The sequence below is a fragment of the Microbispora sp. H13382 genome, assembly GCF_014161445.1.
Lineage (GTDB): Bacteria > Actinomycetota > Actinomycetes > Streptosporangiales > Streptosporangiaceae > Microbispora.
Window position 1 is genome coordinate 22,175 of sequence record NZ_JABBXA010000030.1, and the last position, 13,651, is coordinate 35,825.

General features: G+C 71.0%; 14 protein-coding genes. 7 read left to right on the forward strand and 7 right to left on the reverse strand.

Going from position 1 to position 13,651, the window contains the following annotated elements; genetic code table 11:
• Window positions 1-87: 87 nt before the first annotated feature.
• The 7 genes from HHX41_RS37165 to HHX41_RS37195 form a co-directional block, all read right to left on the reverse strand.
• The gene (locus tag HHX41_RS37165; protein WP_182909696.1) at window positions 88-1,344 is read right to left on the reverse strand and encodes an MFS transporter; all 1,257 of its coding nucleotides are present in this window, start codon (window positions 1,342-1,344) and stop codon (window positions 88-90) included.
• Window positions 1,341-1,745 (reverse strand): DUF2237 family protein, encoded by a 405-nt coding sequence (locus HHX41_RS37170; RefSeq protein ID WP_182909697.1) that lies wholly within the window; start codon window positions 1,743-1,745, stop codon window positions 1,341-1,343. Before HHX41_RS37170 ends, HHX41_RS37165 begins: the two co-directional genes overlap by 4 nt.
• Window positions 1,745-3,319, reverse strand: a complete 1,575-nt coding sequence (locus tag HHX41_RS37175; RefSeq protein WP_182909698.1) for an amidase family protein — start codon at window positions 3,317-3,319, stop codon at window positions 1,745-1,747. Before HHX41_RS37175 ends, HHX41_RS37170 begins: the two co-directional genes overlap by 1 nt.
• Window positions 3,316-4,602: a DUF1116 domain-containing protein gene (locus HHX41_RS37180; RefSeq protein ID WP_182909699.1), complete on the reverse strand. Its 1,287-nt coding sequence runs from the start codon at window positions 4,600-4,602 to the stop codon at window positions 3,316-3,318. Before HHX41_RS37180 ends, HHX41_RS37175 begins: the two co-directional genes overlap by 4 nt.
• A gap of 120 nt (window positions 4,603-4,722) precedes the next feature.
• The gene (locus HHX41_RS42125) at window positions 4,723-5,418 is read right to left on the reverse strand and encodes a GntR family transcriptional regulator (RefSeq protein WP_211592236.1); all 696 of its coding nucleotides are present in this window, start codon (window positions 5,416-5,418) and stop codon (window positions 4,723-4,725) included.
• Window positions 5,415-6,362 (reverse strand): polysaccharide deacetylase, encoded by a 948-nt coding sequence (locus tag HHX41_RS37190; RefSeq protein ID WP_182909700.1) that lies wholly within the window; start codon window positions 6,360-6,362, stop codon window positions 5,415-5,417. Before HHX41_RS37190 ends, HHX41_RS42125 begins: the two co-directional genes overlap by 4 nt.
• A gap of 8 nt (window positions 6,363-6,370) precedes the next feature.
• Window positions 6,371-7,117 carry an aspartate/glutamate racemase family protein gene (locus HHX41_RS37195; protein ID WP_220504781.1) on the reverse strand — a complete coding sequence of 249 codons (747 nt, stop codon included), beginning with the start codon at window positions 7,115-7,117 and terminating at the stop codon, window positions 6,371-6,373.
• 353 nt (window positions 7,118-7,470) lie between these two features.
• On the opposite strand from HHX41_RS37195, the gene HHX41_RS37200 reads away from it, so the two are divergent.
• The 7 genes from HHX41_RS37200 (at window position 7,471) to HHX41_RS37230 (ending at window position 13,612) form a co-directional block, all read left to right on the forward strand.
• Window positions 7,471-8,823: a nucleobase:cation symporter-2 family protein gene (locus HHX41_RS37200; RefSeq protein ID WP_211592234.1), complete on the forward strand. Its 1,353-nt coding sequence runs from the start codon at window positions 7,471-7,473 to the stop codon at window positions 8,821-8,823.
• Window positions 8,824-8,867: 44 nt separating this feature from the next.
• Window positions 8,868-10,085: an aromatic ring-hydroxylating dioxygenase subunit alpha gene (locus tag HHX41_RS37205; RefSeq protein WP_169983490.1), complete on the forward strand. Its 1,218-nt coding sequence runs from the start codon at window positions 8,868-8,870 to the stop codon at window positions 10,083-10,085.
• A 31-nt stretch (window positions 10,086-10,116) separates the two neighbouring features.
• Window positions 10,117-10,311, forward strand: a complete 195-nt coding sequence (locus tag HHX41_RS37210; protein WP_169983489.1) for a ferredoxin — start codon at window positions 10,117-10,119, stop codon at window positions 10,309-10,311.
• Window positions 10,312-10,316: 5 nt separating this feature from the next.
• Window positions 10,317-11,564 (forward strand): FAD-dependent oxidoreductase, encoded by a 1,248-nt coding sequence (locus HHX41_RS37215; protein ID WP_182909701.1) that lies wholly within the window; start codon window positions 10,317-10,319, stop codon window positions 11,562-11,564.
• A complete protein-coding gene (locus HHX41_RS37220) occupies window positions 11,561-12,091 on the forward strand; it encodes a hypothetical protein (RefSeq protein WP_169983487.1) in 531 nt (176 codons plus the stop codon). The genes HHX41_RS37215 and HHX41_RS37220 overlap by 4 nt, the downstream gene beginning before the upstream one ends.
• A gap of 29 nt (window positions 12,092-12,120) precedes the next feature.
• Window positions 12,121-12,879, forward strand: coding sequence for an enoyl-CoA hydratase-related protein (locus HHX41_RS37225; protein ID WP_169983486.1), 759 nt, complete (start codon window positions 12,121-12,123; stop codon window positions 12,877-12,879).
• Between the two features lie 136 nt (window positions 12,880-13,015).
• Complete coding sequence (locus HHX41_RS37230; protein ID WP_182909702.1) at window positions 13,016-13,612, forward strand: 50S ribosomal protein L25/general stress protein Ctc; 597 nt, start codon at window positions 13,016-13,018, stop codon at window positions 13,610-13,612.
• The last annotated feature ends 39 nt before the right edge of the window (window positions 13,613-13,651 follow it).

Consider the following 13,651-nt stretch of genomic DNA (forward strand, 5'->3'; position numbering starts at 1 on the left):
CCACCAGCCCAGACACGACATACGAATCACGCGGCCAGTGTAACGGGGAACGGCGGACCACGCCCTCGGCGCCGCGGTGAGCGGATCTCAGCGCGCGGGAGCGTGACGGCCCATGCGCGCGCCTGGGCGGAGCGCCGCCAGCCGGCGCCGACCGAACGTGCCGGCCGCGGCGCCGGCGCCGGTCGCGGCGAGCGCGATCAGGAAGGGCGCTGCCGGGCCGTACCGGTCGGCGAGGGAGCCCGACAGCAGCGCGCCGATCGCGTAGCCGATGACGACGGAGGAGGTGAGCAGGGTCATGACCCAGGAGATCCGCTCCACCGGCACCGCCATTTCGGCCAGTGTGTACGCGGTGACGAGGATCGGCGCGATGGTGACGCCGGGAAGCGCGATCAACGGGGCCAGCACCCACAGACCACCGGCGTTCAACCCGCCCGTGATCGCGAGGGGCAGGCTGAGAACGCCCAGGAGGACGAAGCCGCCCTGGAGCCGGCGGACGAGCGGGAGGGACGCGGGCAGCATCGGGACGAGCACCCCGGCGAGGGCGCTGCTCAGCCCGAGGATCGCGTAGATCAGCCCGGCCGCACCGCCGGCGCCGGCGTCCTCCGCCCGCCAGGTGACCCCGGCCTGTATCGAGCCGAAGTAGCAGCCGAGCCCGGTCAGCCCGGCGGCGAGGATGAGCACGGGTGCCAGCGGCGCCCGGGCTCCGGTAACCCGTTCCCGTTCCCCGACGACCAGGGTGGCCGTGGCGTGCAGGGCGAACGCCACGCACGTCGTGACGGTGAGCCCGGCCGCCACGAGCACCGCCGTCCGGGGCGAAGCCGCCGTCGCGATCACGCCTACCAGCGCCGGGCCGAGGACGAACGCGAGCTCGTCGCCCGTTCCCTCGAAGCTCATCGCCGTGGGGAGGCGGTCCACCGGCAGCCGGCCGCGATGAGCCAGCGCCGTCCAGCGAGCCCGGGACAGCGGGCCCACCTGCGGCACCGAGAAGCCCGCGACCGCCGAGGACGCCAGCGACGCCCACGTGGGGGCATCCGCCCCCACGCACAGCACCAGCAGGACGAGGGCCGCCGTGTGCGCCACGGCCGTGGCCAGGCCGGCGGGCCGGTGCCCGTACCGGTCCGCGGTCCGCCCCACGAGGGGACCGCCCGCCGCCTGCCCCACCGCGAAGGCCGCGGCCGTGGCGCCGCCCAGCGTGAGCGACTGCGTCGCCCCGCTGACCAGCAGCAGCGCGCCGAGCTGTCCCATGGTCGCGGGGACGCGGCCGACCAGCGTCACCACCAGGAACCAGGAACCGGTGGCGGCGGGCAGAGAGGTGTAGGCGCGCAGGGCGTTCCAGCGGCTCACCGTTCGACGCCCCGGCCGTCCGGGCCGGGGCGCGGGTCCACCCCGTACTCCATCAGCGCCTCGCGGGGGACCACCTCCAAAGCCCGGATGTTGGTCGCCGCGAGGTTCACCGGGCAGGCGCAGCCGGCCAGGTACGCCTCGTACCACTTGGAGGCGATGACGCACCAGTGGTCGCCCGGCTTCAGCCCGGGGAAGGCGAGGTCCGGCCGCGGCGTCGCGATGTCGTTGCCGACCGTCGACTGGAAGGCGATGAAGCGCTCGTCGACGATCGCGCAGACGGTGTGCCCCTTGGGGTTGTCGGGCCCGGTGAAGCAGTAGCCGTCGCGCTTGTACCCGGTGATCGGGTCGAAGCCGCAGGGGTCCAGCGGCTCGCCGAAGACGTTCAGTGCCTGCTCGGTCATCATCGGCTCCTCGCGGTGGTGAGGCCGTCGCCCGTGGTCTCGTGATGGTCGTGCCGCATCGGGGGCGGAGGGCAGCGGAAGACGTGCTCTTCGAACTCGGCGGCGACGCGGACCAGGCGCGCGTCCGCGCCGGGCCGTCCGACGAGGAGCATGCCGACCGGCAGGCCGTCCACGAACCCGCACGGGACGCTGAGCGCCGGGTGCCCGGTGAGGTTGAACACGCAGTTGTTGTCGTGCATCTCGAAGGGAAGTTCGGTGTCGATCACGGCCGCGCGCGGGTCGGCCGGGAGGAGGTGCGGCGGCATCGGGACGCTCGGCAGGACGAGGAGATCGACCTCGCGCAGCGCGTCGTCGATCTGCTCGCGCAGTCGCCGCCGCAGGCGCTGCGCGTACGCCATGACCTTGCCGTGGGTGGCGTCCCGGAGCAGCGTGGCTCCGACGAGGGCCAGAACCCCGCCGACCGGGATGTCCTCGGGACGCCGCACCAGGGCCTCGCCGAACGCCTCCCCGAAGTTCGGGTGGTAGGGCCCGTCGTGGTTGTTGCCCTGGAGACGGGACTCGAAGACCGTGGTGAGGCCGCCCTCGATGGAGATGGGCAGGTGGATGTCCCTTCCGTGCCGGTGCAGCGGCACCGACACCTCGGACACGGTCAACCCGAGCCGTTCCAGCGCCCGGCCGGACTCCCGCACCAGGCCGTCGAGCCGGGGATCGGATCGGCCGGGCCAGCCGAACCCCTCGATGAGCAGCCCGGCACGCAGCCCGGCGATCTCCCGGGTGTAGCCCCCGGCGTACGGCTCGCCGTCTCCGTCCGGGTACGGCGTGGCGGTCGCCTCCAGGAAGGGGATCAGGTCGGCGGCGGTCCGGGTGAGCACGCCGATGTGGTCCAGCGTGCGCTCGGTCGGCATGGCGCCGTCGTACTCGATGACCCCGTACGTGGGTTTGAGGCCGAACACGCCGGACCAGGCGGCGGGGTTGCGGACCGAGCCGCCGTGATCGGTGCCGATGCCGTAGTCGGCCTGTCCGGTCGCCACCAGGACGGCGGCGCCGCTGGAGGAACCGCCGGCGGAGCGGCGCGGGTCCCAGGGGTTCCCGACGGGTCCGTGGGCGCTGGTGAAGCTCGACCCGGAGTAGCACAGGTCCTCGCAGACGGACGTGCCGAGGATCACCGCTCCGGCCTCCCGCGCCCTGCCCACCACCACCGAGTCGGACGCGGGGACGAAACCGGCCATGAGACGGCTGCCCAGTGTCATCGGCACCCCGCGCACCGCGATCGACTCCTTGACGGTCACCGTCCGCCCGGCGAGCGGCCCGCTCCCCGGCGGCCCGGGCTCGTCGACGGTGTAGAGCCAGGCGCCGTACGGGTTGCCGGGGCCGCGGGGGATCCGGGTGACGGGGACGGGCAGCGGTTCGGGGGCCTGCCCATCGGTAGCCAGATCGCGGACCCGCCGGTAGACGTCGCGCATGCGGTCGACGGCGGGGCCGAGCCGGACCACCAGGCCGGGGTCCAGTCCCCATCTGCCGGCGACGGCGGCGAGGTCGGCGGGGCTGAAGGCGGGGATGTTCGTACCGCTCACGCGCGCGTCCCCAGTTCCTCCGTCGCGCCGGACGGCGCGGAGCCGGCCTCCTCCAGCGCCCGGCTCGCCGCCGCGAAGGGCTCCACCGGAATGGGAGTGATCCCGGCTCCGACCCGGCCGCGTCCGGGCTCCCGGTGTGCGAGGCCGTTGTTGATGACGGGCTCGACGCCGGTCGCGCGCACCTTGTGCACGTCGATGCCGAGCGGCGTGCCCCGGAAGTCCTCGCCCGGGATGAGGAAACGCCGGCTCGTGCCGGCGCAGACGGTCCGCATGCGCCGGGTGATCTCCACGGCCCGGGCCATGTCCCCGCCGACGAAGGACATGATCGCGGGTGCCGCGGTCATCGCGAACGCGCCGAAGCCGGCCGTCTCGGCGACCATGGAGTCGCCCATGGTCGGATTCACGTCGTCGATGGTCGCCCCGTCCAGCAGGACCGGGTCGCCGATCGGCGCGGGCACGGTGAACCAGCGGTCGCCGAGCCCGCTGACGCGGATGCCGAACTCCCGTCCGTTGCTCGCCATGGCCGTCACGATCGGGCTGCCGGGAATCCCGTGAGCGGCGACCGTCACCGCCTTGGCCGCCGAGATCGCGAAGGGCAGCGCGAAATGCCCGTTGCCCGCGATGAACGCGACGACGTCGGCGGCGTCCGCACGGTCGAGGGGAGCGCGCAGCAGGCCGGGGGCGAGCGCCGCGAGCAGGGACGCGCTGGTCGCGACCAGCCGGTTGTGGCAGTCGTCGCCCCGCCGCAGCCCTTCGGCCACCAGGGCGAGCAGGTCGAGGGGATCGCAGCGCCGCACGGCCTCGTCGAGGGCGGGGGCGAGCACGTCGCCGAGCCACCGCAGCCGCGAGAGCGTCGCCTCGTCGTACGACCCGTAGCGCATCGCGCCGCCGATCCCCTCGTTCAGGGGGGAGAACGTCGTGATGCCGCCCGTGGCCTCGGCGACCACTACGGGCGTGCTCGGCGTGACGATCCCGGCCATCGCCCCGACGGCGTTCGCGTCGTGACAGGGGCTGATGGTCACCTCGCCGCTGTCGATGATCGCCTCGGCCTCGGCGGCGGTCGCGGCCTCCTTCTCCAGCAGCAGGCCCGCGATGATCGCGCCGCGCATGGGCCCGGTGATGTCGGCCAGGTCGATCGGGGGTCCGGCGTGCAGGAAACGCCGCGGCCCGACCTGGCCGGTGGCGTCCCGCGCCTTGCAGACGTGGCGCAGACGGACCTCGGTGCCGTTCAGGGCGTCGAGGGTCGCCCGCATGGCATCGGAGGACATGGTGGCATCGGACATGGTGGTACTCCTGAGCGGGTGAGGAAGGCGCGGCGGCGACGTGGCCGCCGGGCGCGGTAGTAGGGAGCGACCCGGATGGGGGCACGCTGGCGCCGGGCGGTTCCGCCCGGGCCGCGGTCGTTATGCCGAAGGCGTCTGGCGCTGCCGTTCGGCCAGGAGCTTCCGCACGATCTCCCGGTTCAGCCGGGCGTGCTCGCGGGCGCGTTCAGCGGCGAGATCGGCCGAGCCCGAGGCGATCGCCTCGAACCACGCCGAGTGCTCCTCGAACAGGTCGGACGGGTCCCCCGTCTGCCGCAGAAGCCAGTGCAGACGCCCCTGCAGGGGCTCCAGCATGGCCTGCAGCAGGGTGTTGTGGGACAGCTTGAGTATCTCGTCGTGGAAGGCCTCGTTGGCCTTGCCGAGGGCGATGCGGTCCCCGGCGTCGAGCGCCTTGCGCGCACGGGCCAGGATGTTCCGCACGTGGCGCAGCTCGGCCTTGGTGGCCCGCGTCGCGGCCTGCTGGCTGGCCAGGACCTCCAGCGCCTCGCGTACGTCGAACAGCTCCTCGACGTCCTGAGCCGACAGCTCCACGACGACCGCGCCCCGCCGGGGGACCGTCTTGACGAAGCCCTCGCTTTCCAGCGCCCGGATCGCCTCGCGCACCGGCAGCCGGGAGACCCCGAGCTGGGCCGCGATCTCGGTCTCGACCAGTCGCGTGCCGGCCGGATACACGTCGTCGATGATGCGCTGGCGCAGCTCGTCGCGTACGCGGTCCCTGAGCGGCTTGTAGTCGGCGTCGATGTCGAACGAACCCGGCGCGTCCGCCTGCCTGCTCACAGGGCCGTCTCCCCGGTCTTCCGCCTCGGTCCAGGACCGGCGCCGACCGGTGCGGGCCGCTCTGCGCCGTCGAAAGGATAGCGCCGCCGGAAGTCGTCGGCCGCCGCGTCGAAGGTGGTGAACTCGACCCCGGGCAGGTCGAGCCAGCTCTCGAAGAGCCGTTCCAGCATCAGCAGCACCTGCGGCCGTCCGGACACGTCGGGATGCAGCGTCATGGGGAACACCGCGTAGTCGAGCTCGCGGTAGACCCACTCGAACTGGTCACGCCACAGCCGTTCCACGTCGTGCGGGCTGACGAAGCCGTGGCTGTTCGGCGCGTTCTTCACGAACATCATCGGCGGGAGGTCGTCGACGTACCAGTTGCCGCAGAACTCGACGAGGTCCACCTCGTCGCCGTGCGTGAGGGGCGTCATCCAGTCCTCGGCGCGGCCGCTGTAATCGATCTTCGTCCACTCGTCGCCGACGCGGGCGTAGAAGGGGTGGAAGTCGTTGTAGTTCTGCGAGTGGTCGTAGGAGAAGCCGAACTCCTTGAGCAGGGCGGCGGTGTTGCGGCTCATCTCCCACCAGGGTGCGACGTAGCCGCGCGGCGGCCGTCCCCACAGGTCCCGGACCAGCTCGACGCAGCGGCCGAGCACGTCCCGTTCCTGTTCGAGCGACATCTCGATGGGGTTCTCGTGGGAGTAGCCGTGCGCGCCGATCTCGTGTCCCCTGTCGGCGACGGCCGCCATCTGCGCCGGGAAGGTCTCGATGGAGTGTCCCGGGATGAACCAGGTGGTCCGCAGGCCGTACCGCTCGAAGAGCTGGAGCAGCCGCGGGGTGCCCACCTCGCCGGCGAAGACCCCGCGCTGGATGTCGTTCGGCGAGTCCTCGCCGCCGTACGAGCCGAGCCAGCCGGCGACCGCGTCGACGTCCACTCCGACAAGGATCTTGATGTTCTTGGCCATGGTGTTCCTCATCTCTGCGTCTGGACTGCGGGCGGGTGGGCCGGCAGCCGCCCGTACCCGGTGATCGGCGTCGTGTCCCCGGCCAGGGCGAGGGCCTGCCACAGCGTCGCGGCGACGCTGTCGACCACCAGGACGCCGCTCCGGCTCTCCCAGCGGGCGGCCAGGTGCGCGGCGCGCAGGTTGGTGCACACCACGGCGACCGCGTCACAGCCCGCCGCGGCGAGCGTGTCGAAGGCCTCGTCCAGCTCGGCGTCGCCGAGCAGCGCGAAGTCGTAGTTGGTGGTGCGGCCGAAGTGGCGGGCCGCGTGCACGGGAAAGCCGTGGTCCGCGTAGTGCCCGGCGATGGCGTCGCCGACGTCCCGCGTGTACGGCGTGAGCAGGCCCGTGCGCCTGGCCCTGAAGGCACGCAGGGCCGCGAGGACGGCCAGCGTCGAGGTCGTGGCGGGAGCGCCGGCGGCCCGCGCCATCGCGTCGCACAGGAGCTCGTCCCGGCCCGGGCCGAGCCAAGAACCCGAGGTGCCGTTCCAGGCGACGACGTCGACGCGGGCGTCGCCGAGGAGACGGGACGCGTCGACGAAGGAGTCCTGGGCGAACTGGCGGGTGTCGGCGGGATCGAGGCTGATGCTCGTGACCCGCAATCGGGTGAAGTGGACCGACACGTCGTGCCGGGCGGCCAGCAGTTCGCCGGTCACGGGTTCCACGACGGTGTTGGACGACGGGGTGATCATGCCTATGCGCCGGGCGGTCGGCCGCACGATGCCTCCGCTCAGAGGGAGCTAATCAGGGATACTGTATACAGAATCCTAAGCACCCTCTGCGACGGAGAACAAGCGGGAACTGGTCATTGACACCCCTTTTGGCCCGCTTTAACCTCCTTGTACCGGCGCACCGGATACCCACCGTGACCGTTCCCGATGGGGGAGAACCGGCCCGTCGGAGTAGAGACGACCCCTGCTCACCCAGGGTTCGCCGCACGCCTGCCCATAGCTCCGAACCTCGGCTCGTCAACGCCGGCGGAGGGACCAGGGGGCGTTCACTCAGTGCCCAGGAGACCGCCGTGTCACCTACCGTTCGTGCACCCAAATCAACGGCTTCGGACCGCCACCCGGTGGACGAAGTCCTCCCTGCGCCCCGACTCTTCTTCTTCGGCCTGCAACACATGTTGATCATGTACGCGGGCTGCGTCGCGGTTCCGCTCGTGCTCGGCGCCGTGCTCAAGCTGCCGACGCACACCATCGCACTGATCGTCAACGCCGACCTGCTGGTGGCCGGAATCGCCACCATCATCCAGAGCGTCGGCCTCACCCGCTTCTTCGGCATCCGGATGCCGGTGGTCGCGGGAGCCTCCTTCACCTTCCTCACTCCCATGATCCTCGTCGGCTCCGAATACGGCCTGCCGACCATGTACGGCTCGATGATCGCGGCCGGCGTCTTCGGGATACTGATCGCCCGGCCGTTCTCCAGGGTGCTGCGGTTCTTCCCGACGATGGTCACGGGCTGCGTGATCACGATCATCGGGCTCTCGCTGATCAAGGTGAGCGCCGACCTGATCATCGGTTCCGATCCGCAGGCGGCGGACTACGCCAGCGTGCGGTACATCCTCCTCGCCTTCGCCGTCGTCGTGATCGTCGTGCTGGCGAACCGCCTGTTCACCGGGTTCCTCCGCAACGTCTCGGTGCTGTTCGGCCTGGCGTTCGGCACGGTGATCGCCTGGATGATGGGCCTCACCGACTTCTCCTCGGTGGGCGGCGCCGGGTGGTTCGGCTTCTCGGCACCGCTGCAGTTCGGCGCACCGGAGTTCAGGCTCATGCCGATCGTCGCGATGTGCGTCGCCATGGTGGTGGTCTTCTGCGAGATGACCGCGTGCGTGCTCGCCATCGGCGACACGGTCGGCAAGAAGGTCAGTGACAAGGACATGGCCCGGGGCCTGGCCACCGACGGCCTGTCCGCCGTGCTGGCCGGCTTCATGAACTCCGTGCCCGACTCCACGTTCGGTCAGAACGTGGGACTGATCAGCCTGACCAAGGTCAAGAGCCGGTACGTCATCACCGTCACCGGTGTGCTTCTGGTGATCATGGGCGCCATCCCCAAGCTCGGTGAGATCGTCGCCAGCCTTCCGGGTCCCGTCATCGGCGGCGCCGGACTGGTGATGTTCGCGATGACGGGGGCCGTCGGCATCCAGATGCTCCAGAAGGTCGAGTTCAACGGGAACCAGAACCTGCTCATCGTCGCCGTCTCCCTCGGCGTCGGGATGCTGCCGGTGGCGGTGCCCACCATCTACCAGAACTTCAACCAGGACACCCAGTTCATCCTCGGCAGCGCGGTCACGGTCACGGTGCTGGTGGCCTTCCTGCTCAACCTGCTCTTCAACCACCTGCTGGTCCGCGGCGGCGCGCCGGCCACGGAGGCCCCCAAGGCCCCCGAGGCCGCCCCGGCGGCGGCGACGGACAGCTCAACCTGATTTCGCGCCCCGCCGCGCACATCACACGTAAGGAGCACCGAACCATGGGTCAGGCACCCGTCTCCGCGAACATCCGGCGCATCCTCGAGGTCATCGAAGAGGGCTCCCGGGACATGGCCACCGGCTGGAACCTTCCGCGCGAGTGCTATGTCGATCCGGAGTTCTACGCCTTCGAGCAGGAGGCCATCTTCATGCGCCAGTGGCTCTGCCTCGGCCGCGTCGACGAGATCCCGAAGCCCGGTGACTTCGTGCGCATCGACATGGGCGACGAGCCCCTGATGATGGTCCGCGGCAAGGACATGGAGATCCGGGTCCTCACCCCGGTCTGCGCCCACCGGGCCCACCTGGTGTGCGAGGGGGCGGGGAACACCGGCAGGCTCTTCCGCTGCCCCTTCCACGCCTGGACGTACGGGCTGGACGGCTCCCTCATCGCGGCGCCGTCCATGAACGACACCGTCGGCCTGAAGAACCTGAAGGGAGAGGCATACCTGCCCTCGCACCGGGTCGAGATCTGGAACGGCTTCGTCTTCACCAATCTCGACCCGGACGCGAAGCCGCTCGCGCCCACGCTCACCAAGCTGACCGCCGAGCTGGAGAACTACCACATCGGCGACATGGTCAGCATGCCGGTCGCCGAGCTGCGCGACAACAACTGGAACTGGAAGTCCCAGCTGGAGAACGGCATCGAGCCGTACCACAGCGCATACCTCCACGGCATGCTGCACGACTTCGCGCACGTCAGGCTCACCAGCTTCGTCGACATCAGTCCCGACGAGGGCGCGGTCTACCACCCGACCGGCTTCTATCACCCGGACGCCGGGTTCAACCCGACCACCAAGGCCCTGCTCCCGGTGATCCCGACGCTCGGCGAGAAGGAACGCAACCAGGTCATCTTCGCCTCGATCCCGCCGAACCTGGGATTCGGGGCGGTTCCGGAGGGCCTGTTCTACTACCTCGTCCTGCCCGCCGGGCCGGAGCACATGAACCTGCGCATCGGCCACCTGTATCCGGAGGAGTCCACCCGGCACCCCCGCTTCGAGCAGCTCTACAAGATCGCCCAGGACGGCCTGGTCCTCTTCCACCAGCAGGACGCCAGCTCCGACCTCTCGCTCCAGAAGGGCATGCGCTCCCGCTTCCGCCGCCCCGGCCGCTACTCCTTCCAGGAGGAGTCGCTCCTCCAGTTCAACCAGTGGCTGCTGAAGCGCTACCAGGACTACGTGAACCTGGCCGACGGCGTGACCGAGCCCGCGGCGGCCCGCTGACCGGCGACATCCCGCCCCTAAGGAGACACACATGAAAGTCACTGTCGACCGCACCCTGTGCGACGGAAACGGCGTGTGCATGGGCATCGCCCCCGACGTCTTCGACGTCGACGACGACCTGACCCTCCACATCGCCGACGAGATCCCCGACGACCCGGCCATCCAGGCCCAGGTCCGGCAGTCGATCACCTCCTGCCCGGTCCTCGCGCTGAGCCTGGAGGAATAGCGATCGTGGTCGCCACCACCTCGCAGACCGTCGTGGTGGCCGGCGGATCCCTCGCCGGCCACACCGTGGTCGCCGAACTCGCCCGGCGCGGCTTCGCCGGCGACGTCGTCTGGGTACGCGGGCCCGAGGGCACGGGCCCGTACTCCCGGCCCGCCCTGTCCAAGGAACTCATCCAGGGCAAGGTCACCCGCGACGACATCCGCCTGCCCGCCCCCGAGGCGTACGGCCTGCGGCTGCGCGTCGTTGACCACGCGGTGTGCGCGCGACTGGACCCGGACGACGACCGGGTGCTGGTCACGTCCGCGCCGGGGGCCCGGGGAGAACCGTCAGACGGCGACTGGATCCCTTTCGACGCCCTGTTCGTCTGCACGGGGACGCGCGCCCGCCTGCCGGAGGCGTTCGCCGGGCTGCCCAACGTCCACTGCCTGCGCACGCTCGCCGACGCCGAACGGATCAGGGAACGGCTGCCCGGCCGGCCCCGGACGGTGGTCGTCGGCGCCGGTCTGGTCGGCAGCGAGATCGCCGCGTCGTTGCGGTCCTGCGGGCTGCCGGTCGAGCTGGTCGTGCAGGGGCGGCTGCCCATGGACACGGTGTTCGGCGATGACCTCGGACAGTTCTGCCTGGACCGGCACCACGCCCACGGCGTCACGACCCGGCTGCTGACGACCGTCACCGGCCTGTCGGCGGCCGGGCCGGACGGCCCCGTCGTCCTGACCTTCGACGACGGCGGGCAGACCTCGGCCGACCTGGTCGTTCTCGGGCTCGGCGCGGTCACGGCCTGCGAATGGCTGCGCGGCTCCGGGCTCGATCTCTCCGACGGCCTCGGCTGCGACGAAGCCCTGCGCACCGCGCGGCCGAACGTCTTCGCGGCCGGGGACGTCGCCAACTGGAGGCACCCCGTGTTCGGCCGCCGGATGCGGGTCGAGCACTGGAGCAACGCATCGGCCCAGGCGCGGCACGCCGTCGAGAGCTGGTGGGCCGGGCAGGAGGGCCGTGAGCCGCCGGCCTTCGCGGAGGTGCCGTATTTCTGGTCGGACCAGTACGGCCTGAAGTACCAGATGGTCGGCCACGCGCGCGGGCACGACGAGGTCAGCGTCGAGAGGACCGGCGCGGACGGGCATCCGTTCGTGACCTACTTCCGTGAGGGCCGCGTCGTCGCCGCCGCCGGGGTGAACGCGCCGCGCGCGGTGATGCGCATGAAGGCGCGCATCCAGTCCGAAGGAACGACGACCCAGGGGGCGTACGCAGGGTGAACGGCGACCTGGCCGGAGACGGCACGACACACGCGCACGACGGCGGGCGGGACCCCGCGCTGGCCGGGGTGATCCGGGACCACATGTGGTCGCTGCTGAGCGACCGCTACCGCACCAACCGCCGCTCCCCGGGCGCGCCGACCGAGGACGAGTACCTTCACGACCGGCCGTTCTGGCCCGAGTTCACCTTCGAGGAGGTGAGGTACGCGGTGGAGGGCGGCAGGGACCTGCTCCTGGTGACCTTCCACGACACCGACGTACCGGAGATCACCCTTGGCTTCCGGATCGACCTCGACAAGGCCATGACCGAGTGGTCCCGGCGCGTCGGCGGGCGCCTTCCGCGGCAGCACCCGGAGATGTTCGCGGCGGAACTGATCTGGTTCATGGTCTGCTTCATCGGCGTCGCCGACTTCGACGGGGCGACAGGCACGCCCGGATCCCCGCCGTACTGGATCAACGACGGCTCCGAGATCTTCGGAAAGCTCAGGAACAACCCGAACATGGAGACCTTCGAGTCCCACCGCTGACGTCCCCCGACAGAAAGGCCGGCACCGCCATGGCAGTTGTCGAGATCGAAAAGCCCCGCGACGGCGTCGCGATCATCCGGCTCAACCGGCCGGAGGTGCGGAACGCGCTCAACACCGAGGTGCGTGAGCTGCTCGCCGCCGCCGTCGAGACCCTCAACCAGGACGACGACATCGGCGCCATCGTCCTGACCGGCGGCGACACCGTCTTCGCCGTCGGCGCCGACCTGAACGAGCAGGCCGGACGCGACGTGGTGGGCGCGATCCGCGCCTACACCCACCAGGCGTTCTGGTACAGCGGCAAGCCCGTGATCGCCGCCGTGAACGGGGACGCGTTCGGCGGCGGCAACGAGTTCATCCTCCAGTGCGACTTCGTCATCGCCTCCGAGAGCGCCCGCTTCGCCCAGACCGAGGTCACCATCGGCCTGGTTCCCGGCGGCGGCGCGACGCAGCGGCTCCCCCGCACCATCGGACGGCAGAACGCGTTGTACGCCCTCCTCACCGGCACGCCCATGACCGCCGCCGACGCGTACCGGCTCGGTTACGTCTCCGAGGTGGTCGAGGGCAACGCCATCGACCGGGCCGTGGAACTGGCCGCGCTGATCGCGTCTCGCCCCCGCCTGGCCGTACGGCAGATCAAGGAGGTCGTCCGCCTTGGTCTGGACGTCCCTTTCGAGGCCGGGATCGCGCTGGAGCGCCGGGGTTACCAGCTCATGTTCGGCACGCGGGACCTGCGCGAGGGCTTCGCCGCGGTACGGGAGGGGCGGGAGCCGAAGTTCACCGGCGACTGATGCGGGGAGCGCCCATGGCGCGTGTCCGGCACGGTGAACGGTAGGCTGTGGGGGTTGCGCTCGTAACGCCTTCCGCTAGGGCGGGTGAGGGGGAGCGCGCCAATCCGTCGGTCGAGTCATCCCTAGGAGATGTGCCGTGTCCGAAGTACTCATCGCCGCCGAGCTTCGCAACGAGTTCGGCAAGGGCGCCGCCCGCAAGATCCGCCGGGCGAACAAGGTCCCCGCTGTCCTGTACGGCCACGGCACCGAGCCCAAGCACCTGACCCTCCCCGGCCACGACCTGCTGCTCGCGCTGCGCACGCCGAACGTGCTCATCCGCCTGCGGGGCGAGGGCGTGGACGAGATCGCGCTGCCCAAGGGCGTCCAGCGCGACCCGATCAAGGGCTTCCTGGAGCACGTCGACCTGCTGCTGGTCAAGCGCGGTGAGACGGTCACCGTCGAGATCCCGGTCACCGTCACCGGTGCCCCGATCGGCAGCGCGATCGTCGAGCAGCAGCTCGTCACGATCTCGGTCGAGACCGAGGCGACCCACATCCCGACCGGCGTCGAGGTGGACGTGGACGGCAAGGACGCCGGCTTCGCGGTGCACGCGAGCGACCTGAAGCTGCCGGAGGGCACCACGCTGGCCGGCGACCCCGAGGCCCTGGTGCTGCAGGTGATCGGCGCCCCGGTCGCCGAGCTGCCCGAGGAGGGCGAGGCCGCCGAGGGCGAGAGCGCCGAGGCCGCCGAGTAGGACCGGTTCGTGAGAGAGTCCTCCACAGGGTGTCCTGTG

Coding starts and splice junctions, on each gene's coding strand:
- HHX41_RS37170 (WP_182909697.1), bottom strand. CDS start 1,745: ATGACCGAGCAGGCACTGAACGTCTTCGGCGAGCCGCTGGACCCCTGC.
- HHX41_RS37180 (WP_182909699.1), bottom strand. CDS start 4,602: ATGTCCGATGCCACCATGTCCTCCGATGCCATGCGGGCGACCCTCGAC.
- HHX41_RS37190 (WP_182909700.1), bottom strand. CDS start 6,362: ATGGCCAAGAACATCAAGATCCTTGTCGGAGTGGACGTCGACGCGGTC.
- HHX41_RS37205 (WP_169983490.1), top strand. CDS start 8,868: ATGGGTCAGGCACCCGTCTCCGCGAACATCCGGCGCATCCTCGAGGTC.
- HHX41_RS37210 (WP_169983489.1), top strand. CDS start 10,117: ATGAAAGTCACTGTCGACCGCACCCTGTGCGACGGAAACGGCGTGTGC.
- HHX41_RS37225 (WP_169983486.1), top strand. CDS start 12,121: ATGGCAGTTGTCGAGATCGAAAAGCCCCGCGACGGCGTCGCGATCATC.